Consider the following 19276-nt stretch of genomic DNA (forward strand, 5'->3'; position numbering starts at 1 on the left):
CGCCTATCAGGCGGCGACCGTTTCGGCCTCAGCCGCAACAGCGGTGCCCGGCAGCGGCCGGGCGAACCCGAGCCCCGCCAGATAGACCCGGAAAGTGCGCCTTCCGGTGTGCACCAGGTCGAAGGCCTCGGGGTCGAGCAGCCAGTTCTGGATGAGCCCGCTGATGAGTGCGTGCAACCCCTGCGCCGCCGCGTTGCCCGGCAGCGGCAGCTTGATATGGCCGCGGCGCGCGGCCAGGCGCAGGGCCTTCTCGAAGTCGCCCACGCAGGCGTTGCGGGCGTCGAGGTGGCGCTGCTGCACCGAGGCCATGTCGTGGGTGTATTCGACCTTGTGGGTCGCCACATCGAATACGCGGCGCACCTGGGGGTCGGTGGCCATGAGGGTGAGCGCGTGGATCATGCCTTCCTCGATCTCGGCCAGGGGGTCGTCGGTGACGCCTGCGGTGGCGGGCTTCGGCGCGGCTTCCAGCGGCAGGATGACCCGCTCCATCATCGCGTTGAAGAGGTCGGCCTTGTCCTTGAAATGCCAATAGATGGCGCCGCGCGTCGCGCCGGCCTGCTGCGCGATCTGCTGCAGCGTGGTCTGCGAAACGCCCTGCGCCTGAAACAGCAGCTCCGCGGCATCGAGCAACCGATGCCGCGTGGCCAATGCTTCTTCTTTCGTCCGACGTGCCACCAAGTCTCCTGATTTGTAAAGACAACGCCCTCTATGTATCGTGGGGCCATTCGCGGTTGTCACTATACATCCATGAATGTATGTAAACTCGCCGGTTTCCTCGATGGCCCACCTGGCTACACAGGTTTCCGGTTTGTTCCGCGAACGCGCCATCTCCCGTCTTCGCTTCAAAGGAATCGCATGCCTCTCCTGCATGTTTCGCGTCATTCGTCCTTTTCGCCGCGTCTCGCGACCGTGGCCGCCGTCGTCCTGCTGGTCCTTGCGGGCTGTGGCAAGAGCGATGCGCCCGCCGGTCCGGGCAGCGCCGGCGGTGGTGGTCATCCCCCTGCACCCGAGGTGGGCGTGGTGGTGGCTGCGCCGACCGATGTCGGCCTCGTCACCGAACTGCCCGGCCGCCTCGAGGCCTCCCGCGTCGCCCAGGTCCGCGCCCGTGCCTCGGGCATCCTGCTGAAGCGCGAATTCCGCGAAGGCAGCGACGTGAAGGCCGGCCAGCTGCTGTTCCGCATCGACCCCGCCCCGCTGGTGGCCGCCACGCAGAACGCCCAGGCCACGCTGGCCCGCGCCGAAGCCAATGCCGTGCAGGCCAAGGCCCTCGCCGACCGCTACAAGCCGCTGGTCGAAGCCAATGCGGTCAGCAAGCAGGAATACGCGACCGCCGTGGCCTCTGCCAAGCAGGCCGAAGCCGATGTGGCCTCGGGCCGCGCGGCGCTGCAGACCGCCAAGATCAACCAGGGCTACGCCGACGTGACCTCGCCCATCGCGGGCCGCATCGGCCGCGCCCTCGTCACCGAAGGTGCACTGGTGGGCCAAGGCGACGCCACCGAGCTCGCCGTGGTGCAGCAGATCAACCCGCTGTACGTGAACTTCACGCAGTCGGCCTCCGACGCGATGAAGCTGCGCCGCGCAGTGGCCGCCGGCCAGTACAAGCGCGCGAGCGGCGAGGAAGCCGCAACCATCCGCGTGGTGCTGGAAGACGGCACCGACTACCCGCTGGAAGGCAAGCTGCTGTTCTCCGACCTCACGGTCGACTCCACCACCGGCCAAGTCACGCTGCGCGCCGAAGTGCCCAACCCCAAGGGCGAGCTGCTGCCCGGCCTGTACGTTCGCGTGAAGCTCGAACAGGCACAGGCCACCAACGCGATCACGCTGCCGCAGCAGGCCGTCACGCGCACCCAGCAGGGTGACACCGTGTCGGTGGTCGACAAGGACGGCAAGATCAGCAAGCGCACCGTGAAGATCAGCGCCGCCAAGGACAACCAGTGGGTGGTGCTCGATGGCCTGAAGGCCGGCGAGCAGGTGATGGTCGACGGCTTCCAGAAGCTGCAGATGATGCCGCCCGGCACGCCGGTGAAGGCTGTCCCCTGGACCAAGCCGAACCCGAACGCCGCGGCCACGCCGGCCGCAGCGGGGTCCGCACCGGCGGCGCCTGCCGCGGCCGAGAAGACCTCGGCCGAGAAGAAGTAATCAGGAGCGCGCCCGCAAATGGCCAAATTTTTTATCGACCGACCGATCTTCGCCTGGGTGATCGCACTGTTCATCCTGGTGGTGGGCGGCGTGTCAATCACCCAGCTGCCGATCTCGCAGTACCCGCCGGTGGCGCCCCCCGCCATCGTCATCAACGTCGCCTACCCCGGCGCCTCGGCCCAGACGCTCGAGGACAGCGTGCTGTCCGTCATCGAGCGTGAAATGAACGGCTCGCCAGGCCTGATCTACATGGAATCGGTGGCCCAGGCCGACGGCACCGGCTCCATCACGATCAGCTTCGAGGCCGGCACCAACGACGACCTCGCACAGGTGGACGTGCAGAACCGGCTGTCGCGCGCAACGCCGCGCCTGCCGGCTGCCGTGACGCAGCAGGGCGTGCGCGTGGACAAGTCGCGCAACAACTTCCTGATGTTCGTGATGCTGTCCTCGGACAACCCGAACATCGACCCGGTGGCGCTCGGCGACTACACCGCGCGCAACGTCGTGCCCGAGCTGCAGCGCGTGGTCGGCGTGGGCCAGGCCCAGCTGTTCGGCTCCGAGAACGCGATGCGCGTGTGGATCGATCCGGCCAAGCTGCAGGGCTTCAACCTGTCGGCGACCGACGTCAACAACGCCATCCGTGCACAGAACGCCCAGGTGTCTTCGGGCACGCTCGGCGACCTGCCCAACATCCCCGGCCAGGCCATCGCGGCCACAGTGACCGTGAACGGCCAGCTCGTCAACGTTGAGCAGTTCAAGAACATCGTGCTGCGCGCCAACACCGATGGCTCGACCGTGCGGCTGAAGGACGTGGCACGCGTCGAACTCGGCGGCCAGTCGTATGCCACCTCGGCCCGCCTGAACGGCGTGCCCGCGGTCGGTATCGGCGTCCAGCCCACGCCCAACGGCAACGCGCTGCAATCGGCCAAGGCGGTCCGCGCCAAGATGGCCGAACTCGAGCGCTACTTCCCGCAGGGCGTGAAGTGGAACATTCCGTACGACAGCTCGCGCTTCGTGCAGATCTCGATCACCGAAGTGGTCAAGACGCTGCTGGAAGCCGTGGCGCTGGTGTTCGTGGTGATGTTCCTGTTCCTGCAGAACTGGCGCTACACGATCATCCCGACCATCGTGGTGCCGATCGCGCTGCTGGGCACCTTTGCCTCGCTGCTGGCGCTCGGCTTCTCGATCAACGTGCTGACCATGTTCGGCATGGTGCTGGTGATCGGTATCGTGGTGGACGACGCCATCGTGGTGGTGGAGAACGTCGAGCGCATCATGAGCGAGGAGGGGCTGCCGCCTCTCGAAGCCACGCGCAAGGCCATGAAGCAGATCTCCGGCGCCATCATCGGCGTGACGGTGGTGCTGATCTCGGTGTTCGTTCCGCTCGCGTTCTTCGCGGGTTCGACCGGCAACATCTACCGCCAGTTCTCGGCGGTGATGGTGGCTTCGATCGCCTTCTCGGCATTCATGGCTCTGTCGCTCACGCCGGCGCTGTGCGCCACGCTGCTCAAGCCGGTGGAAGCCGGCCACCATCACGAGAAGACCGGCTTCTTCGGCTGGTTCAATCGCGGTTTCGCGCGCACGGCCAAGGGCTATGAGAGCGTGGTCGCTCGCATCCTGCGCCGCGCTGCCCGCTACCTCGTGATCTACCTCGCCATCATCGGCGCGGTGGTGTTCACCTACACCCGCCTGCCGAGCTCGTTCCTGCCGCAGGAAGACCAGGGCAACATCATCGTGAACGTGCAGTTGCCGCCTGGCGCGACACAGGAGCGCGCGCTGTCGGTCATGCAGCAGGTCGAGGGCTTCATCCTGAAGCAGCCCGAAGTGCAGAGCATGGTGGGCGTGATGGGCTTCAGCTTCTCGGGCCAGGGCCAGAACGCGGGCCTCGCCTTCGTGACGCTGAAGGACTGGGACGAGCGCAAGGACCCAGCCCACTCGGCCAGCGCGCTGGCCGGCCGTGCCTTCGGTGCGCTGTCGGGCATCCGCGACGCCTTCATCTACCCGCTGAGCCCGCCGCCCATTCCTGAACTGGGCAATGCCAGCGGCTTCAGCTTCCGTCTGCAGGACCGCTCGGGCGCGGGCCACGAGGCGCTGATCAACGCACGCAACCAGCTGCTGGGCATGGCCTCGCAGAGCAAGGTCCTGGCGCAGGTTCGCCCCGACGGCCTGGAAGACGCGCCGCAGCTGCAGATCGACATCGACCGCGACAAGGCGAATGCGCTTGGCGTGAGCTTCGACGCGATCAACGCGACGCTGTCGACCGGCCTGGGTTCGAGCTACATCAACGACTTCCCGAACCGCGGCCGCCTGCAGCGCGTGGTGGTGCAAGCCGACGCTCCGGCGCGGATGCAGCCCGACGACCTGCTCAAGCTGAACGCCAGCAACACGCAGGGCCAGCCGGTGCCGCTGTCGGCCTTCGCGACCACCAAGTGGGTCACGGGCGCCACGCAGACGGTGCGCTACAACGGCTACCCGGCGATCCGCATCAGCGGCGACGCCGCCGCCGGCTATAGCACGGGCGCCGCAATGGCCGAGATGGAAAAGCTCGCCGCGCAGCTGCCGCAAGGCTTCGGCTTCGAGTGGACCGGCCAGTCGCGCGAAGAAAAGCTCGCGGGCTCGCAGGCCATCGTGCTGTACGGCTTCGCGATCCTGGCGGTGTTCCTCTGCCTGGCCGCGCTGTACGAAAGCTGGTCGATCCCGCTGTCGGTGATTCTGGTGGTGCCGCTGGGCGTGCTGGGCGTGCTGGTGGCGACGATGCTGCGCGCCTATTCGAACGACGTGTACTTCCAGGTGGGGCTGATCACCATCATCGGCCTATCCGCGAAGAACGCGATTCTGATCATCGAGTTCGCCAAGGACCTGCAGGCGCAGGGCAAGGGCGTCATCGAATCGGCGCTGGCCGCCGCCCACCTGCGGTTCCGACCGATCATCATGACCTCGCTGGCCTTCGGCCTCGGGGTGGTGCCGCTCGCAATCGCCTCGGGCGCCGGCTCTGCCAGCCAGCGCGCCATCGGCACCGGCGTGCTCGGCGGCATGGTGACGGGCACTGCACTGGCCGTGATCTTCGTGCCGGTGTTCTTCGTGGTGGTGCGCACCCTGTTCAAGGGCAGCGCGCGCCAGCATGAAGCCGACAAGCGACACGCCGAAGCCGCCGGCATCGCGGAGGAAAAACATGACTAAGAAACTGATTCCCACAGCCCTGGCTGCCGCGATGCTGCTGGCCGGCTGCTCGCTGATTCCGACCTACGAGCGCCCGGCGGCGCCTGTGCCCACCACCTACCCGGGCGACCCGGCGCAGCCGCCCGGCCAGGCCGCAGCCAACCTGCCCTGGCAGGACTTCTTCACCGACGCGCGGCTCGCGGGCCTGATCCAGACCGCGCTCGTGAACAACCGCGACCTGCGGGTGTCGGTGCTCAACATCGAGCAGGCGCGCGCGCAGTTCCAGATCCAGCGCTCGGCGCTGTTCCCGGCCGTGGGCCTCACGGGTTCGGGCTCGCGCTCGAGCCCGAACCCCTACCAGGCCTTCGACTCCAGCGTGGGCAGCGTGTCGTCGTCGTACAGCGTCAACCTGGGCTTCAACGCCTGGGAGCTGGACTTCTTCGGCCGCATCCGCGCGCTGAAGGACCAGGCGCTGGCGCAGTACCTCGCCACGGACGAGACGCGCAAGGCAGTGCAGATCAGCCTGATCGCGTCGGTCGCCAACGGCTGGCTCACGCTGCTGGCCGACGATGAGCTGCTCGAGATCACACGCCAGACGATGGTCACGCGCGAAGAGTCGGTGCGCCTCACGAAGATGCGCTTCGACAACGGCGTGTCGTCGGAGCTCGACTTCCAGGCCGCCAACTCGCTGCTGGAAACGGCGCGCGCATCCTATGCGGAGCAGCAGCGCGCGCGCATGCAGGACGAGAACGCCCTCGCCCTGTTGCTGGGCGCGCCGGTACCGCCCGACGCCACGGCGGGCGGCATCAAGGGCCTGGACGGCATCAAGCCGATGCCCGACGTGCCGGCCGGCCTGCCTTCCGACCTGCTGGCCGAACGGCCCGACATCCGCTCGGCCGAGCAGCAGCTGATTGCGGCCAACGCCAACATCGGCGCGGCGCGCGCGAACTTCTTCCCGCGTGTGTCGCTGACGAGTTCCATCGGCACCGCGAGCAGCGAGTTCTCGGGCCTGTTCGATCGCGGTTCGAAGGCCTGGTCCTTCGCGCCGACGGTGACGCTGCCGATCTTCGACGCCGGCAGCAACATCGCCACGCTCGACTCGGCCAAGGCCGGGCGCGAAATCGCGGTGGCGCAGTACGAGAAGTCGATCCAGACCGCGTTCCGCGAAGTGGCCGATGCGCTCGCGGGCCGCGCCACGCTGGGCGAGCAGGTGCGCGCACAGCGTGCGCAGGCCGATGCGGAGGCGGTGCGCTTCAAGCTCTCCGACCTGCGCTATCGCAACGGAATCGCCAGCGCGCTCGACCTGCTCGACGCACAACGCTCGCTGTTCACGGCGCAGCAATCTGCAGTGACCACGCGCCTGCTGCAGCTGCAGAACCAGGTCACGCTGTACCGGACGCTGGGTGGCGGCTGGGCCACACGCGACAAGGGCTGAGACGCCAAGGCGTCCGATAAGGGTGGTCCCTTGTCCGTTCGGGCAAGGGGCCTCTCTATAATCGCCGGTTGGTTAGGACAAGCCCCCCGACGAGCCCCCGATAATTGAGGACGCCAATGAGCGCAGACCCGCATTACCAGGCCACAGAAGAAGCCCACACCGGGCCGATCAAGAACCCGAAGCAACTGCTGCTCGCGGTATTTTTCTCCTTCATAGCCCCGATCCTGATCATCGTGGGTCTTGTCTCCTACGTGGTCTCGGGCACCAAGCCCGCAGGCATCGCGGAGGGCGACAGCATGTCGCTCTATGGCGTGACCAAGGAAGCGCGCGACCGCGAAGTGGCCGAACGCCTCAAGAAGGTCGGAGCCATCGAGATCCGCGACGCCAACCGCCCGCTCGCTGCAGGCGAGGTCGTGTTCAAGGCCCAGTGCGTCGCCTGCCACGGAGCGCCCGGCATTCCCGGCGCCCCGCACTTCCAGGACGCAGCCGCTTGGGGTCCCCGCATCGGCCAAGGCTATGCAACGCTCCTCGAGCATGCCCTGAAGGGCAAGGGCGCCATGCCCCCGCAGGGCGGCGGCGACTTCGAAGACCTCGAAGTGGGTCGTGCAGTGGTCTACATGGCCAATGCCGGCGGCGCCAAGTTCCCGGTGCCGGACCGTCCGGCTGCTGCTGCTGCACCCGCTGAAGGTGCCTCGGGTGCGGCCCCTGCGGCCAGCGCTGCTGCCAAGTAAGCGTTTTCCCTAGTCACGAAAGAAAGCCGGCCTCAGCGCCGGCTTTTTTCATGGGTGTGCGGCCGGGGCTGGTGCGGCTGCTTCGGCGTGGCGCTCAGCCGGGCTCAGCACGTGTCCGAAGCGACCGGGCAGTTCGCTGGCCTGCACCGCCTCCGGTATCCACAGGCCGCGTTCGACGGCCTCGGCTGCGATTCCCACGTCCTGCGTGTGCACCAGCCCGAGCCCGAAAGGCGAAACCAGATAGAGCCGGCCGTCCTCATCGAGCAGGCAGTCCGATACCTCGGTCGCCTTGCCCGTATGGGCCGTGACGGTGAAACCACCACCCTCGTCTTCGGCGACCCGCCATACCAGCGGCGAAGCCTCCAGCTCCACATACACGCGCTGCGGCCCGTTCTGGAAGAACCACTGGCCCTCGTCGTCGTGCTCGTAGTTGCGATGGATGAAGTCGATCAGCTTGTCGTGCCGCAGCATCGAGCCCTTGGCCGCGCGGAACGGGCCCATGGCCTGGGTGCGGTCGTCGCGCATGTACCAGTTGCCGCGCGCGTCGAGGCCGAGCCAGCCGTAGCAGTGCGGCACGTTGGGCCACTTGGCCAATGCTTGTTTGACGATGTCGTCCATCGCGTCATTCTCGTCCTGGCGACAAGCCCCTACCGTCAGCCGAAGCGCCGCCATGCAGCTGCAGCCAGCCGCCCACCTGCTCCGGCATGCCGCGCACATGCCCCGGCGGCAGCCCCATCGGAAAGCCGACATGCCCACCGTGCGCGGGCTGCCACAGCGTGACGTGCGCCCCCACCTCGCCGGGCTTCGGAAGGCTGCGCGCCGGAATGAACGGATCGTTGCGCGCATTCACCACCAGCGCAGGCACGCGGATCGAAGCCAGGTGCGGCTTGGCCGAGCCCCGCGACCAGTAGTCGTCGACATCGCGAAAGCCGTGCAGCGGCGCGGTGAAGACGTTGTCGAAGTCGTAGAGGTTGCGCGACGACATCAGCCGCTCGCGGTCGAACAGGCCCGGAAACTGCGCCAGCTTGGCCAGCGCCTTGGGCTTCATGGTCGCGAGGAACATGCGCGTGTAGACCAGCTTGTTGAAGCCCTGGCCAATGGCCTCGCCGCCCGCCGCAAGGTCGAGCGGGGCGCAGACCGAGGCCACCGCGCCCACCACGCCCGAAGCGGTCTCGCCCGCTTCCGAGGCCCATCGCATCAGCGCATTACCGCCGAGCGACACGCCCGCCGCCAGCACCGGCCCGCCGCCCTTTTGCGCATGCTGGTCGCGCATGCGCGCCAGGATCCAGCCGATCTCCTCGAAGTCGCCCGAGTGGTAGGCACGCGGCGCCAGGTTCAGCTCGCCGCTGCAGCCGCGGAAATGCGGCACTGCGAAGGCCATGCCGCGAGACGCTGCAAAGGCAGCAAAGGCTTCGGCGTAATGACTGCGCGACGAGCCTTCGAGCCCATGGAACAGCACCAGCAGCGGCTTCGGGCCTGGCGCTGGCGCATCGACGAAGTCAACGTCGATGAAGTCGCCGTCTGGCGTAGGCCAGCGTTCGCGCCGGTAGACCGGAGCCGGTCCGTCGAAGCGCCGGGCGTAGAGCGCGGCCCAGATGGTCTGCAGGTTGCCGCCGGGCAGCCAGCGCGGTGCCGCGTAGTCCATCGACTGGAGAACAGTGGGAGAAGCAGCGGAAGAAGAAGCAGCGAAGGAAGGCATCAATGCAGGGTCTGGGGCGGATCGTTCGCGTCGTCGGGCTCGCGCGCACTGCCCGGGCTCGCATGGTGCGCCACCATGCGCCAGCCCTGGGCAGTCTTGTGATAGACGTTGGTGGCAAGCACGAAGGCATGGCGCGGGCCTTCGGCCGTGAGCACCTCGATGCGCTCGAGCACGTTGTGCACGGCGCTGCCGAGCGACTCGATCTTGCGCACCCGCGCCGGCATGGCGTGGATCGCGCCGTTGCCGAACATCTGCTCGAAGGCCGCGCGGATCGCCACGGTCCCCACCAGCCGGGGGCCGCCGGGGTGCACGCAGAACACTTCGTCCTCGTCGGCCCAGCAGGCCATCAGCGCATCGATGTCGCCGCGTTGCAGCGCTTCATAGAAGGCCGCTTCGACGTCGTCGGCAGTGCCGCCGATGGCCGCGGCGGCGCGGAGTGGGGTCTTGGGCATTGCGCGATTTTGCCGCGCTGTCCGTGACGGCGGCACTGCACCGCTTTGGTCCGGGCTGCACCGTGCTGCCGCAATCCGGCCAGAACATCTGCTCCGTTTTGGACCAAATGGTCAAAACGCAGATGTCAATTTTCCATAAGTCATTGATTTCAAATGACTTATCCAACTGGCACGGCGCATGCAAGGAGCTTCGCGACCTCGCAACAGGAGCCCTTCCATGAACGTCGGCATCTTCATTCCCATCGGCAACAACGGCTGGCTGCTTTCCGAAAACGCACCGCAGTACAAGCCCAGCTTCGAACTCAACAAGCAGATCACGCTGAAGGCCGAGCGCTACGGCGTCGACTTCGCGCTGTCCATGATCAAGCTGCGCGGCTTCGGCGGCAAGACGGAGTTCTGGGACCACAACCTCGAGTCCTTCACGCTCATGGCGGGCCTCGCGGCTGTCACCAGCAAGATCAAGCTCTTTGCCACCGCTGCCTCGCTGGTCATGCCGCCGGCCATCGTGGCGCGCATGACGTCCACCATCGATTCGATCTCCAACGGCCGCTTCGGCCTGAACCTCGTCACCGGCTGGCAGCGACCCGAGTATTCGCAGATGGGCATGTGGCCCGGCGACCAGTTCTTCGGCACGCGCTACCAGTACCTGAGCGAATACATCCAGGTGCTGCGCGACCTCTGGGGCACCGGCCAGTCCGACTTCAAGGGCGACCATTTCAAGATGGACGACTGCCGCCTGAGCCCGCAGCCGCAGGCCGACATGAAGGTGATCTGCGCCGGCCAAAGCGACGCGGGCATGGAGTTCTCGGCCAAGTACGCCGACTACAACTTCTGCTTCGGCAAGGGCGTGAACACGCCCAAGGCCTTCGCGCCCGCGGCCGAGAAGCTCATCGAAGCCACCACGAAGACCGGCCGCCACGTCACCACCTACGTGCTGATGATGGTGATCGCCGACGAGACCGACGAGGCCGCGCGCGCCAAGTGGGAGCACTACAAGGCCGGCGCCGATCACGAAGCGATCGCATGGCTGGGCCAGCAGGGCGCGGCCGACACCAAGTCGGGCACCGACACCAACGTGCGCCAGATGGCCGACCCGACCTCGGCCGTGAACATCAACATGGGCACGCTCGTGGGCTCGTATGAAAACGTCGCGCGCATGCTCGACGAAATGGCCGAGGTGCCCGGCACCGAAGGCGTGCTGCTGACCTTCGACGATTTCCTGCAGGGCGTCGAGGCTTTCGGCGAACGCATCCAGCCGCACATGAAGAGCCGCGCGCACGTGCAGAGCCCCGTGCCGTCGCGGGTCGAACCCGAACGCCTCGCGGCCTGAGCAGGAGCGTCACGTGAGCACTCCCGCACGCAACATCACCCTCACATCGAACACCCCCGTTGGCGCACCGCGCCTGCCGGGCGCCCCGGCACCGCTGGTACTGCCCGCGCGCCCCGAGCCGCTGGAACTGCACGCGAGCGACTCCGCGCTGATCGTCGTCGACATGCAGAACGCCTATGCATCCATCGGCGGATACGTCGACTCGGCCGGCTTCGACATCTCCGGCGCGCAAGGCACCATCGCCAACATCGCGCGCACCATAGCGGCGGCGCGCGCGGCCGGCATGCTGGTCGTGTTCCTGCAGAACGGCTGGGACGCGGCATACGTGGAGGCCGGCGGCCCCGGCTCGCCGAACTGGCACAAGTCGAACGCACTCAAGACCATGCGTGCCAAGCCTGAGCTGCAGGGCAAGTTCCTCGCCAAGGGCGGCTGGGACTACGAACTCATCGAAGAGATGAAGCCGCAGCCCGGCGACATCGTCGTGCCGAAGACGCGCTACAGCGGCTTCTTCAACAGCACGCTCGACAGCACGCTGCGCTCGCGCGGCATCCGCCACCTGGTGTTCACCGGCATCGCCACCAACGTGTGCGTCGAATCGACGCTGCGCGACGCCTTTCACCTCGAATACTTCGCCGTGATGCTCGAAGACGCGACGCACGAACTCGGCGGGCCCGCGATCCAGAAGGCATCTGTCTACAACGTCGAGACCTTCTTCGGATGGGTCTCCACGGTGGAGCACTTCTGCAGCACCTTCGCACCCGCATCCATCACCCAACCCGCACCGGCCGAAGCGGCCACTGTCTGATTCTTTTCAAGGAGCTCTCTTCATGCCCAAGCAAGCCATCATCCCGCCCGGCACCGGCGTGCCACTCGCCCCCTATGTTCCCGGCACGCTCGCCGACGGCGTGCTCTACGTGTCGGGCACGCTGCCCTTCGACAAGGACAACAACGTGGTCCACGTGGGCGACGCGGCCGCGCAGGCTCGTCACGTGCTCACCATCATCCAGGGCGTGGTCGAGGCAGCGGGCGGCACCATGGACGACGTGACCTTCAACCAGATCATGATCAAGGACTGGGCCGACTACGGGAAGATCAACACGGTGTATGCCGAGTTCTTTCCCGGCACCAAGCCCGCGCGCTACTGCATCCAGTGCGGCCTGGTGAAGCCCGATGCCCTGGTCGAGATCGCCTCGATCGCGCACGTCGGCGAGAAGGGCTGAAGCACATGCCGTCGCTGCACTACGAAGTGCACGGGCCGTCCGATGCCGCAGCCACCGTGCTGCTGTCGTCGGGCCTCGGTGGCTCGGCCGGGTTCTGGCAGCCGCAGCTCGGCGCGCTGGTTGCCGCCGGGCACCGCGTCATTGCGTACGACCAGCGCGGCACCGGTCGCAGCCCTGCCGCATTGCCAGAGACGTATGCCATCGAAGACATGGCGAAGGACGTGCTCGAAATCCTCGACGCCACGAGCACTTCGCAATGCCACTTCGCGGGCCATGCACTCGGCGGCCTCGTGGGTCTGCAGCTAGCGATCGACGCGCCTTCGCGCATTGCGAGCCTCGTGCTCATCAACGCGTGGTCGAAGCCCAACCCGCATTCGGCGCGCTGCTTCGATGCGCGGCTCGCACTGCTCGGCGCATGCGGCCCGCGCGCGTACGTGGAAGCGCAGCCGATCTTCCTGTACCCCGCAGCCTGGGCCGCCGAACACGCACAGCGCGTGGCCGACGAAGTCGATCACGCCTTCGCGCACTTCCCGGGCGAGGCCAACATGCGCGCACGCATCGCCGCCCTGCGCGCCTTCGATGTCGACACCCGCCTCGCCGACATCACCGCGCCCACACTCATCGCCGCTGCGAAAGACGACACGCTCGTGCCCTGGACCTGCTCGCAGAGCCTGGCCGATGGCCTGAGCGACGTCACGCTCGACTTCATGCCGCACGGCGGCCATGCCCACAGCGTGACCGAGGCCGAAGCCTTCAACCGCAGCCTGCTCGACTTTCTCTCGCGGGTCAGCGCATCCGCCGTTCCAGCATGACCACTCTTGCATCCACACTCGACGACGCCGCGCTGTCGCTGCTCTTCACCGGCGCACGCACCCACAACGGCTGGACCGACGAACCCGTCACCGACGCACAGCTGCAGCAGATCTATGCGCTGGCGAGCCTCGGCCCCACATCGGCCAACTGCTCGCCCGCGCGCTTCGTCTTCGTGCGCACGCCCGAAGGCAAGCAGCGCCTCGCACCGGCTCTCTCCAAGGGCAACCTCGACAAGACCATGGCCGCACCGGTCACGGTCATCGCCGCGTGGGACCGCAAGTTCTACGACAAGCTGCCCACGCTGTTCCCGCATGCCGATGCGCGCAGCTGGTTCACCGGCAGCCCCGAGGCCACGCACGAAACCGCCTTTCGCAATGCCAGCCTGCAGGCGGGCTACCTGCTGCTCGCAGCGCGCGCGGTCGGCCTCGATGCAGGCCCGATGTCGGGCTTCGACAAGGCGAAAGTCGACGCGGCCTTCTTCGAAGGCACCGACTGGACCGTCAACTTCCTCATCAACCTGGGCCACGGCGATGCGTCGAAGGTGTTCGGCCGCCTGCCGCGGCTGCCCTTCGACGAGGCCTGCGTGCTGGCCTGAAGGACTCACCACATGCTGCTGAATGCCATGGCCTCCCACGCTGCTTCATCGTCATCGAACCCCGCCGGCCTGCTGCCGAGCCTGGAGAAGGCCGACTACCGCGACGCGATGGCGCGGCTGGGCGCGGCGGTGAACATCATCACCACCGACGGCCCCGCGGGCCGCGCCGGCTTTACGGCATCGGCCGTGTGCAGCGTGACAGACGAGCCCCCGACGCTGCTGGTGTGCCTGAACCGTTCGGCCTCGGTGTACCCGGCGTTCAAGACCAATGGCGTGCTGTGCGTGAACGTGCTGGCCGCGGGGCACCAGTCGCTGTCCGCATTGTTCGGCGGCAAGACGCCGATGGACGAGCGCTTCGCCGCCGGCAACTGGAGCCGCAAGACCACCGGCTCGCCGATGCTCGACGACGCGGCCGTTTCCTTCGACTGCCGCGTGGTGCATGCGACGAGCGCGGGCACGCACGACGTGCTGTTCTGCGAAGCGGTAGCCATTGCCATAGGTGGCGCGACGCAGGGCTTGATCTACTTCGACCGGCGCTATCACGAGATCGCGGCGCCGCCGCACTGAAATCCACCTGACTCAGCGCGGCGTGATGCCTTGAAGAAAGATGCGCTGCACGTTCTCCACGGTCTTCTCGAAGAACGCCTCATCGTCCAGCGTATGCCCCGACAGCGCCTGCACCTGCACGCCGAAGTCCGCGTAGTGCTGCGTCACCGCCCACAGCGCGAAGATCAGGTGATGCGGATCGACGGGCGCCAGCCTTCCCGCTTCGACCCACGCGCGAATCACCTCAGATTTTTTCTCCACCAGCGTACGCAGTTCGCGGTCGAGCTCGTCGCGCAGCAGCGGCGCGCCCTGGATCATTTCCAGGCAGAAGAGCCGTGATGCATCGGGCCGGTCGCGCGAGACCACCAGCTTGCGGCGGATGTAGTCGCCGATGGCCTCGCCCGGGTCCTGCTCGGCACTGAAGCCGCGCAGTGGCTCGAGCCACAGCGCGAGCAGATCGCGCAGCACGTTGACGTAGAGCTCTTCCTTGTTCGCGAAGTAATAGAGCAGGTTGCTCTTCGATACATCGGCACGTGCCGCCACCTGGTCGATCGACGTGCCGTGCAGGCCGAAGCGGGAGAACAGCCCCAGCGCCGCACCGAGGATCGCGCTGCGCTTGTCCTCGATCTGGCGCAGCCGGCGGCTCACCGCGGACGCGCTGCGCACCGCGGGTTTTGCACGCTTGCGCGCCGGGCTCTTCTCTTTGCTGGCACTGGCGGCCAGCGCTTTGGTCTTCGGCATCTTCCCTCGCTCTTGTTCGTTCGTTGGTGAATCGGCAGGCAACACAGCGCACCACTGTAAGGCCGTGGTGCATCGCCTTGCGCCGCAGCAGCCTTCGCAGCGCGTCGTTGCGCACCATGCTGACGCGACGGATGCGTTTTGTCCATTTGGTCCAACTGGCACAGACGTTGCATGGCGAAAGGCATGCCAAGCATGAGGAACCTGCCATGACCCTGCTGTCCGTACCCATCATCGATCTAGCGCCCTACTTCGCGGGCACCGCCGAAGGCAAGGCCGAGGTCGCGAAGAAGGTCGACGAGGCCTGCCGCAGCATCGGCTTTCTCGTCATCACGAACCACGGCATTGCGCCCGGGCTGATCTCGCGCGTGTCGTCGCTCTCGCGAAAGTTCTTCGACATGCCGCTGGGCGAAAAGCGCAAGGTCGACCGCCCGCGCGAAGACGCGGTGCGCGGCTACAGCGCGGTGGGCGAGGAAGGTCTCTCGTACAGCCTCGAAGAAGCGGCTCCCGGCGACCTGAAGGAATCTTTCTCTATCGGCCCGTCGAACGTGCCGCAAGACGACTACCACCGCGGCCCCGCCGCCGGCCCGCACTTCGAGCCCAACAGCTGGCCGCCCATCGAGGGTTTCCGCGAAGCCTACGAAGGCTACTTCGAGGCGATGAGCGATCTCTCGCGCTCGCTGATGCGTGTCTTCGCGCTCGGTCTGTCGCTGCCCGAGACCTTCTTCGACGACAAGATCGACAAGCACATCAGCATGTTCCGCGTGCTGAGCTATCCGCCGCAGCGCGAGCAGCCGCTGCCCGGCCAGCTGCGTGCGGGCGCGCACAGCGACTACGGCAGCCTCACCATCGTGCTGCCCGACGACAAGGGCCTGCAGGTGTTCAACAAAGCCGGCCAGTGGGTGGACGTGCCGCAGGTCGAGGGTGGCCTGGTGGTCAACATCGCCGACCTCATGATGCAGTGGACCAACGACCAGTGGGTGTCCACGCTGCACCGCGTGATCAACCCGCCTTTCGAGATCGCGAGCACCAACCGCCGGCAATCGCTGGTGTTCTTCCATCAGCCGAACTACGACGCGATGGTCGAGTGCCTGCCTAGCTGCCTCGCGCCAGGGGAGTCGGCGAAATACGCGCCGATTTCTTCTGGGGACCACCTGACGTCGAAGTTCGTCAAGCAGACGACCTTTGGTGGCACGAAGGCGATGGTTTGAGATGACTGCCTGCTGTTCTTCGGGGCTCGATCACGCCGACGGCGCGCTCGCACCCCGAACAAGAACAACAGCAAACGCCCAATGAGCAACTGAACATGGCCCACCTCTCCTACGTCAACGTCTTCGCAAAAGACGTGGTCGCACTCAGCGGCTTCTACCAGCGAGTATTCGGTTTCAAAGAGATCGAAGCGATCCGCTCACCCATCTTCCGAGGCCTGGACACCGGCAAATCGAGCCTTGGCTTCAACGCACTCGATGCCTACGAACTGCTGCACCTGAGCGAGTTTTCAGACACACGCGGCGTCAAGTTCCTGCTGAACATCGACGTCGACAGCCAGGCCGACGTCGACCGCATGGTGCCGGTCGCGCTCGAAGCCGGCGCCACGCTCATCAAGCCGCCATACGTCACTTACTACAACTGGTACCAGTCGGTGCTGCTCGATCCCGAGGGCAATGTGTTCCGCATCAACTTCATGATGTGACGTGCGCTGCGCTCGTTCTCTTTTTTCCGTCCTCCCTTTCTTCAAAGCCTCTCACCAAAGGTAGTCCCATGCAGTTGCGCACCCTCACTCCCGGCCTGGGCCTCGCGATGACCATCGCGGCCAGCGGCGCCTTCTTCACCACCCTGCCCGCTGCAGCCGCCGACGGCTTCACGCTGAAGGACAAGCCGAAGATCGCGATGCTCTACTTCGGCCCGAAGAACGATGGCGGCTGGACGCAGGCCTTTGACGAGGCCCGCGTGAAGATCGAAAAGGAAATCGGCCAGAAGATCCAGTTCGTCGAGAACGTGCCCGAAGACGCATCGGCCATCAAGCCCGCGGCGGAGAAGTTCATCCAGCGCGGCGCCAACATCGTGATTGGCACGGCCTTCGGTTATTCCGACAGCTTCAAGGACCTGGCCGCCAAGTACCCCGATGTCGCCTTCCTCAACGGCTCAGGTACCACCAACGGCAGCAACCTCGAATCGTTCTACGGCCGCACCTACGAAAGCCAGTACCTCTGCGGCATGGCCGCCGGCGCTGCATCGAAGACGGGCAAGCTCGGCTTCGTCGCGGCCAACCCCTTCGGCGTTGTGAACTGGACCATCAACGCCTTCGCGCTCGGCGCGCAGAAGATGAACCCGAACGCCACGGTCAACGTGATCTACACCGGCGCCTGGAACGACCCGGTGAAGGAACGCGCCGCCGCCGCCGCACTCATCGACCAGGGCGCCGACGTGATCGGCCAGCACGTCGACAGCCCCACGCCGCAGATCGTCGCGCAGGAGCGCGGCGTGTACGGCACCGGCCACCACCGCGACCTGCGCCAGTTCGCACCCAAGGCCACGCTGTGCTCCTCGGTGTGGGTGTGGGACCGCTTCCTGACGCCGGAGCTGAAGAAGGTGATGGCCGGCAACTGGAAGCCCGCGCAGTACGGCGCCTTCATCGAGATGAAGGACGGCGGCACCGACATCGCGGGCTTCGGCCCCGCCGTGCCCAAGGACAAGGCCGCGGTCATCACCGCCGAGCGCGACGCGATCATGAAGGGCAAGCAGGTCTACGCCGGCCCGCTCGCCGACCGCGACGGCAAGGAGCGCGTTGCCAAGGGCGCGGTGCTGTCCGATGCCGACCTGTGGAAGATGGACTGGTTCGTCAAGGGCGTGGTCACGCAGAAGTAATTTCATGCCCAACAACGCGCTAGAACTCACTGGCATCCGCAAGTCCTTCGACGGCTTCGCGGCGCTGACCGACGCTCACTTTGCCGCGCGCTGGGGCGAGGTGCATGCGTTGCTGGGCGAGAACGGCGCGGGCAAGTCTTCGCTGATGAACATCGCGGCCGGGCTCTATGCGCCCGAGGCCGGGCAGCTGCTGGTGGACGACAACGCGGTGCGCTTCGCCGGTCCGCGTGACGCGGCAAAACACCGCATCGGCATGGTCCACCAGCATTTCAAGCTGGTGCGGCCTTTCACGGTGGCGCAGAACATCTTGCTCACCGCGCCGCCGCCGGCCGAGTTCCAAAGCCATGGCGAGCGGCTGCGCGAGATCGAGCGCGACATTCGCAACAAGGCCTCGGAGCTGGGCTTCGACATCGATCCGTCCAAGCGCATCGATGCACTGTCGATTGCCGAACAGCAGCGCGTCGAGATCCTCAAGGTGCTGCTCGCGGGTGCGCGCATCCTGATCCTCGACGAGCCCACGGCCGTGCTGACCGACCAGGAGGCCGCGCGCCTGCTGCAGACGGTGCAGGGCCTGGCGCGCGCCGGTTCCGCCGTGGTGCTGGTCACGCACAAGATGGCCGATGTGAAGACGTATGCCGACCGCGTGACGGTGATGCGCGGCGGGCGCACGGTGGCCACGCTGAAGCCGGGCGAAGCATCGGTCGCCGAGCTGGTGAAGCTCACGGTGGGTGAATCGATTGCCACGCAAGGATTCCAGGCTTCGACCGCATCGCGCGGCCCCGTGCGCCTTTCGGTGCGCGGGTTGCGCACACCCGCCTCGCCCGAAGGCCGGCGCGTGCTCGACGGCGTGGATCTCGAACTGCACGCGGGCGAAATCTACGGCCTGGCCGGTGTAGGCGGCAACGGCCAGGGCGAGCTGGCGGGCGCGATCATGGGCCTGCCGGGTGAAGCCACCGAAGGCGAGATACGACTCGAAGGCCACGGCGACCTGAAGACCAAGGCCGCATCGGCACGCCGCGGCATCGGCATTGCAGCCATTCCGGCCGACCGATACGGGCTCGCGCTCGCGGGTGGCCTCTCGGTGGCCGAGAACTACGCCATCGGCCGCGTGCACACCGGCCGCTACGGCCCCGTGTGGCGCCTGCGCCGCGGCCGCATCCAGAGCGACACGCAGGAAGCGGTGCGCGCCTTCGACGTGCAGGGCGTGCGCTCGGTCGCGCAGAAGGCCGCGCTGCTCTCGGGCGGCAATGCACAGAAGCTGGTGCTCGCGCGCGAATTCGGCAAGTCGCCCACGCTGGTGCTTGCGCACAGCCCGAGCCGCGGGCTCGACGTGCGCGCCAGTGCCGAGGTGCATGCGCGGCTGCGCGCCGCACGCGACAGCGGCGCGGCAGTACTGCTGATCAGCGAAGACCTCGACGAAGTACTGCAGCTTGCCGACCGCGTGGGCGTGATGACGCGCGGGCGCATCGCCGGCGAGTTCGCTCAACCCGCCGACCGGCAGGCCATCGGACAGGCGATGGTGGACCATGGCTGATGCCTCGCTCTCCGTCG

At 66.8% G+C, this 19276-nt stretch carries 20 protein-coding genes; 15 read left to right on the plus strand and 5 right to left on the minus strand.

Annotation, left to right across the window (positions count from 1 at the left end):
* Positions 1 to 6: 6 nt before the first annotated feature.
* Positions 7 to 678: a TetR family transcriptional regulator gene (locus AC07O3_RS04935; protein ID WP_307617305.1), complete on the minus strand. Its 672-nt coding sequence runs from the start codon at positions 676 to 678 to the stop codon at positions 7 to 9.
* 177 nt (positions 679 to 855) lie between these two features.
* Between AC07O3_RS04935 and AC07O3_RS04940 the strand changes: the two genes are divergently transcribed.
* The 4 genes from AC07O3_RS04940 to AC07O3_RS04955 all read left to right on the plus strand — a co-directional run bounded on the left by AC07O3_RS04940 (position 856) and on the right by AC07O3_RS04955 (position 7464).
* Positions 856 to 2139, plus strand: a complete 1284-nt coding sequence (locus tag AC07O3_RS04940; protein ID WP_495338739.1) for an efflux RND transporter periplasmic adaptor subunit — start codon at positions 856 to 858, stop codon at positions 2137 to 2139.
* Between the two features lie 18 nt (positions 2140 to 2157).
* Positions 2158 to 5319: an efflux RND transporter permease subunit gene (locus AC07O3_RS04945; protein WP_093079004.1), complete on the plus strand. Its 3162-nt coding sequence runs from the start codon at positions 2158 to 2160 to the stop codon at positions 5317 to 5319.
* On the plus strand, positions 5312 to 6733 hold the full coding sequence (locus AC07O3_RS04950; protein ID WP_093057700.1) for an efflux transporter outer membrane subunit: 1422 nt from the start codon (positions 5312 to 5314) through the stop codon (positions 6731 to 6733). The genes AC07O3_RS04945 and AC07O3_RS04950 overlap by 8 nt, the downstream gene beginning before the upstream one ends.
* A 116-nt stretch (positions 6734 to 6849) precedes the next feature.
* Entirely contained in the window at positions 6850 to 7464 is a 615-nt protein-coding gene (locus AC07O3_RS04955; protein WP_495338740.1) for a c-type cytochrome, read from the plus strand.
* A gap of 48 nt (positions 7465 to 7512) precedes the next feature.
* Here AC07O3_RS04955 and AC07O3_RS04960 read toward each other — a convergent pair whose 3' ends face one another.
* From AC07O3_RS04960 to AC07O3_RS04970, 3 genes are read right to left on the minus strand one after another with little or no spacing between them, the layout of a single operon-like run.
* Entirely contained in the window at positions 7513 to 8082 is a 570-nt protein-coding gene (locus tag AC07O3_RS04960) for a DUF2946 family protein (RefSeq protein ID WP_495338741.1), read from the minus strand.
* Positions 8083 to 8086: 4 nt separating this feature from the next.
* Complete coding sequence (locus AC07O3_RS04965; RefSeq protein ID WP_093178489.1) at positions 8087 to 9109, minus strand: YheT family hydrolase; 1023 nt, start codon at positions 9107 to 9109, stop codon at positions 8087 to 8089.
* Positions 9110 to 9162: 53 nt separating this feature from the next.
* Positions 9163 to 9615, minus strand: a complete 453-nt coding sequence (locus tag AC07O3_RS04970; protein WP_093057704.1) for a YybH family protein — start codon at positions 9613 to 9615, stop codon at positions 9163 to 9165.
* Between AC07O3_RS04970 and AC07O3_RS04975 the strand changes: the two genes are divergently transcribed.
* From AC07O3_RS04975 to rutF, 7 genes are read left to right on the plus strand one after another with little or no spacing between them, the layout of a single operon-like run.
* Positions 9615 to 9836: a hypothetical protein gene (locus tag AC07O3_RS04975; RefSeq protein ID WP_495338742.1), complete on the plus strand. Its 222-nt coding sequence runs from the start codon at positions 9615 to 9617 to the stop codon at positions 9834 to 9836. The two genes, AC07O3_RS04970 and AC07O3_RS04975, sit on opposite strands and share 1 nt — an antisense overlap.
* Entirely contained in the window at positions 9833 to 10945 is a 1113-nt protein-coding gene (rutA, locus tag AC07O3_RS04980) for a pyrimidine utilization protein A (RefSeq protein ID WP_489018920.1), read from the plus strand. Before AC07O3_RS04975 ends, rutA begins: the two co-directional genes overlap by 4 nt.
* A gap of 13 nt (positions 10946 to 10958) precedes the next feature.
* On the plus strand, positions 10959 to 11750 hold the full coding sequence (gene rutB / locus AC07O3_RS04985) for a pyrimidine utilization protein B (protein WP_495338743.1): 792 nt from the start codon (positions 10959 to 10961) through the stop codon (positions 11748 to 11750).
* Positions 11751 to 11772: 22 nt separating this feature from the next.
* Positions 11773 to 12165 carry a pyrimidine utilization protein C gene (gene rutC, locus AC07O3_RS04990; RefSeq protein ID WP_495338744.1) on the plus strand — a complete coding sequence of 131 codons (393 nt, stop codon included), beginning with the start codon at positions 11773 to 11775 and terminating at the stop codon, positions 12163 to 12165.
* Positions 12166 to 12170: 5 nt separating this feature from the next.
* The gene (gene rutD / locus AC07O3_RS04995) at positions 12171 to 12977 is read left to right on the plus strand and encodes a pyrimidine utilization protein D (RefSeq protein ID WP_495338745.1); all 807 of its coding nucleotides are present in this window, start codon (positions 12171 to 12173) and stop codon (positions 12975 to 12977) included.
* Positions 12974 to 13573 (plus strand): malonic semialdehyde reductase, encoded by a 600-nt coding sequence (locus tag AC07O3_RS05000; protein ID WP_495338746.1) that lies wholly within the window; start codon positions 12974 to 12976, stop codon positions 13571 to 13573. Before rutD ends, AC07O3_RS05000 begins: the two co-directional genes overlap by 4 nt.
* A 12-nt stretch (positions 13574 to 13585) precedes the next feature.
* A complete protein-coding gene (rutF, locus tag AC07O3_RS05005) occupies positions 13586 to 14140 on the plus strand; it encodes an NADH-dependent FMN reductase RutF (protein WP_495338747.1) in 555 nt (184 codons plus the stop codon).
* A gap of 12 nt (positions 14141 to 14152) precedes the next feature.
* On the opposite strand, the gene rutR is transcribed toward rutF, so the two are convergent.
* Positions 14153 to 14860 carry an HTH-type transcriptional regulator RutR gene (rutR, locus tag AC07O3_RS05010; RefSeq protein WP_495338748.1) on the minus strand — a complete coding sequence of 236 codons (708 nt, stop codon included), beginning with the start codon at positions 14858 to 14860 and terminating at the stop codon, positions 14153 to 14155.
* A 206-nt stretch (positions 14861 to 15066) separates the two neighbouring features.
* On the opposite strand from rutR, the gene AC07O3_RS05015 reads away from it, so the two are divergent.
* The 4 genes from AC07O3_RS05015 to AC07O3_RS05030 all read left to right on the plus strand — a co-directional run bounded on the left by AC07O3_RS05015 (position 15067) and on the right by AC07O3_RS05030 (position 19259).
* On the plus strand, positions 15067 to 16068 hold the full coding sequence (locus AC07O3_RS05015; RefSeq protein ID WP_495338749.1) for an isopenicillin N synthase family dioxygenase: 1002 nt from the start codon (positions 15067 to 15069) through the stop codon (positions 16066 to 16068).
* 95 nt (positions 16069 to 16163) lie between these two features.
* The gene (locus AC07O3_RS05020) at positions 16164 to 16550 is read left to right on the plus strand and encodes a VOC family protein (protein WP_097197820.1); all 387 of its coding nucleotides are present in this window, start codon (positions 16164 to 16166) and stop codon (positions 16548 to 16550) included.
* Positions 16551 to 16618: 68 nt separating this feature from the next.
* Positions 16619 to 17725, plus strand: a complete 1107-nt coding sequence (locus AC07O3_RS05025; protein WP_093057712.1) for a BMP family ABC transporter substrate-binding protein — start codon at positions 16619 to 16621, stop codon at positions 17723 to 17725.
* Between the two features lie 4 nt (positions 17726 to 17729).
* Positions 17730 to 19259, plus strand: coding sequence for an ABC transporter ATP-binding protein (locus AC07O3_RS05030; RefSeq protein ID WP_495338750.1), 1530 nt, complete (start codon positions 17730 to 17732; stop codon positions 19257 to 19259).
* Positions 19260 to 19276: the final 17 nt, after the last annotated feature.

This window comes from Variovorax sp. GW821-FHT09D05, assembly GCF_059416325.1.

Bases quoted from the DNA above. Each gene is read 5' to 3' on its own strand.
- AC07O3_RS04940 (WP_495338739.1), top strand. From the start codon at position 856: ATGCCTCTCCTGCATGTTTCGCGTCATTCGTCCTTTTCGCCGCGTCTC.
- AC07O3_RS04945 (WP_093079004.1), top strand. From the start codon at position 2,158: ATGGCCAAATTTTTTATCGACCGACCGATCTTCGCCTGGGTGATCGCA.
- AC07O3_RS04950 (WP_093057700.1), top strand. From the start codon at position 5,312: ATGACTAAGAAACTGATTCCCACAGCCCTGGCTGCCGCGATGCTGCTG.
- AC07O3_RS04955 (WP_495338740.1), top strand. From the start codon at position 6,850: ATGAGCGCAGACCCGCATTACCAGGCCACAGAAGAAGCCCACACCGGG.
- AC07O3_RS04960 (WP_495338741.1), bottom strand. From the start codon at position 8,082: ATGGACGACATCGTCAAACAAGCATTGGCCAAGTGGCCCAACGTGCCG.
- AC07O3_RS04965 (WP_093178489.1), bottom strand. From the start codon at position 9,109: ATGGACTACGCGGCACCGCGCTGGCTGCCCGGCGGCAACCTGCAGACC.
- AC07O3_RS04970 (WP_093057704.1), bottom strand. From the start codon at position 9,615: ATGCCCAAGACCCCACTCCGCGCCGCCGCGGCCATCGGCGGCACTGCC.
- rutA (WP_489018920.1), top strand. From the start codon at position 9,833: ATGAACGTCGGCATCTTCATTCCCATCGGCAACAACGGCTGGCTGCTT.
- rutC (WP_495338744.1), top strand. From the start codon at position 11,773: ATGCCCAAGCAAGCCATCATCCCGCCCGGCACCGGCGTGCCACTCGCC.
- rutD (WP_495338745.1), top strand. From the start codon at position 12,171: ATGCCGTCGCTGCACTACGAAGTGCACGGGCCGTCCGATGCCGCAGCC.
- AC07O3_RS05000 (WP_495338746.1), top strand. From the start codon at position 12,974: ATGACCACTCTTGCATCCACACTCGACGACGCCGCGCTGTCGCTGCTC.
- rutF (WP_495338747.1), top strand. From the start codon at position 13,586: ATGCTGCTGAATGCCATGGCCTCCCACGCTGCTTCATCGTCATCGAAC.
- rutR (WP_495338748.1), bottom strand. From the start codon at position 14,860: ATGCCGAAGACCAAAGCGCTGGCCGCCAGTGCCAGCAAAGAGAAGAGC.
- AC07O3_RS05015 (WP_495338749.1), top strand. From the start codon at position 15,067: ATGACCCTGCTGTCCGTACCCATCATCGATCTAGCGCCCTACTTCGCG.
- AC07O3_RS05020 (WP_097197820.1), top strand. From the start codon at position 16,164: ATGGCCCACCTCTCCTACGTCAACGTCTTCGCAAAAGACGTGGTCGCA.
- AC07O3_RS05025 (WP_093057712.1), top strand. From the start codon at position 16,619: ATGCAGTTGCGCACCCTCACTCCCGGCCTGGGCCTCGCGATGACCATC.
- AC07O3_RS05030 (WP_495338750.1), top strand. From the start codon at position 17,730: ATGCCCAACAACGCGCTAGAACTCACTGGCATCCGCAAGTCCTTCGAC.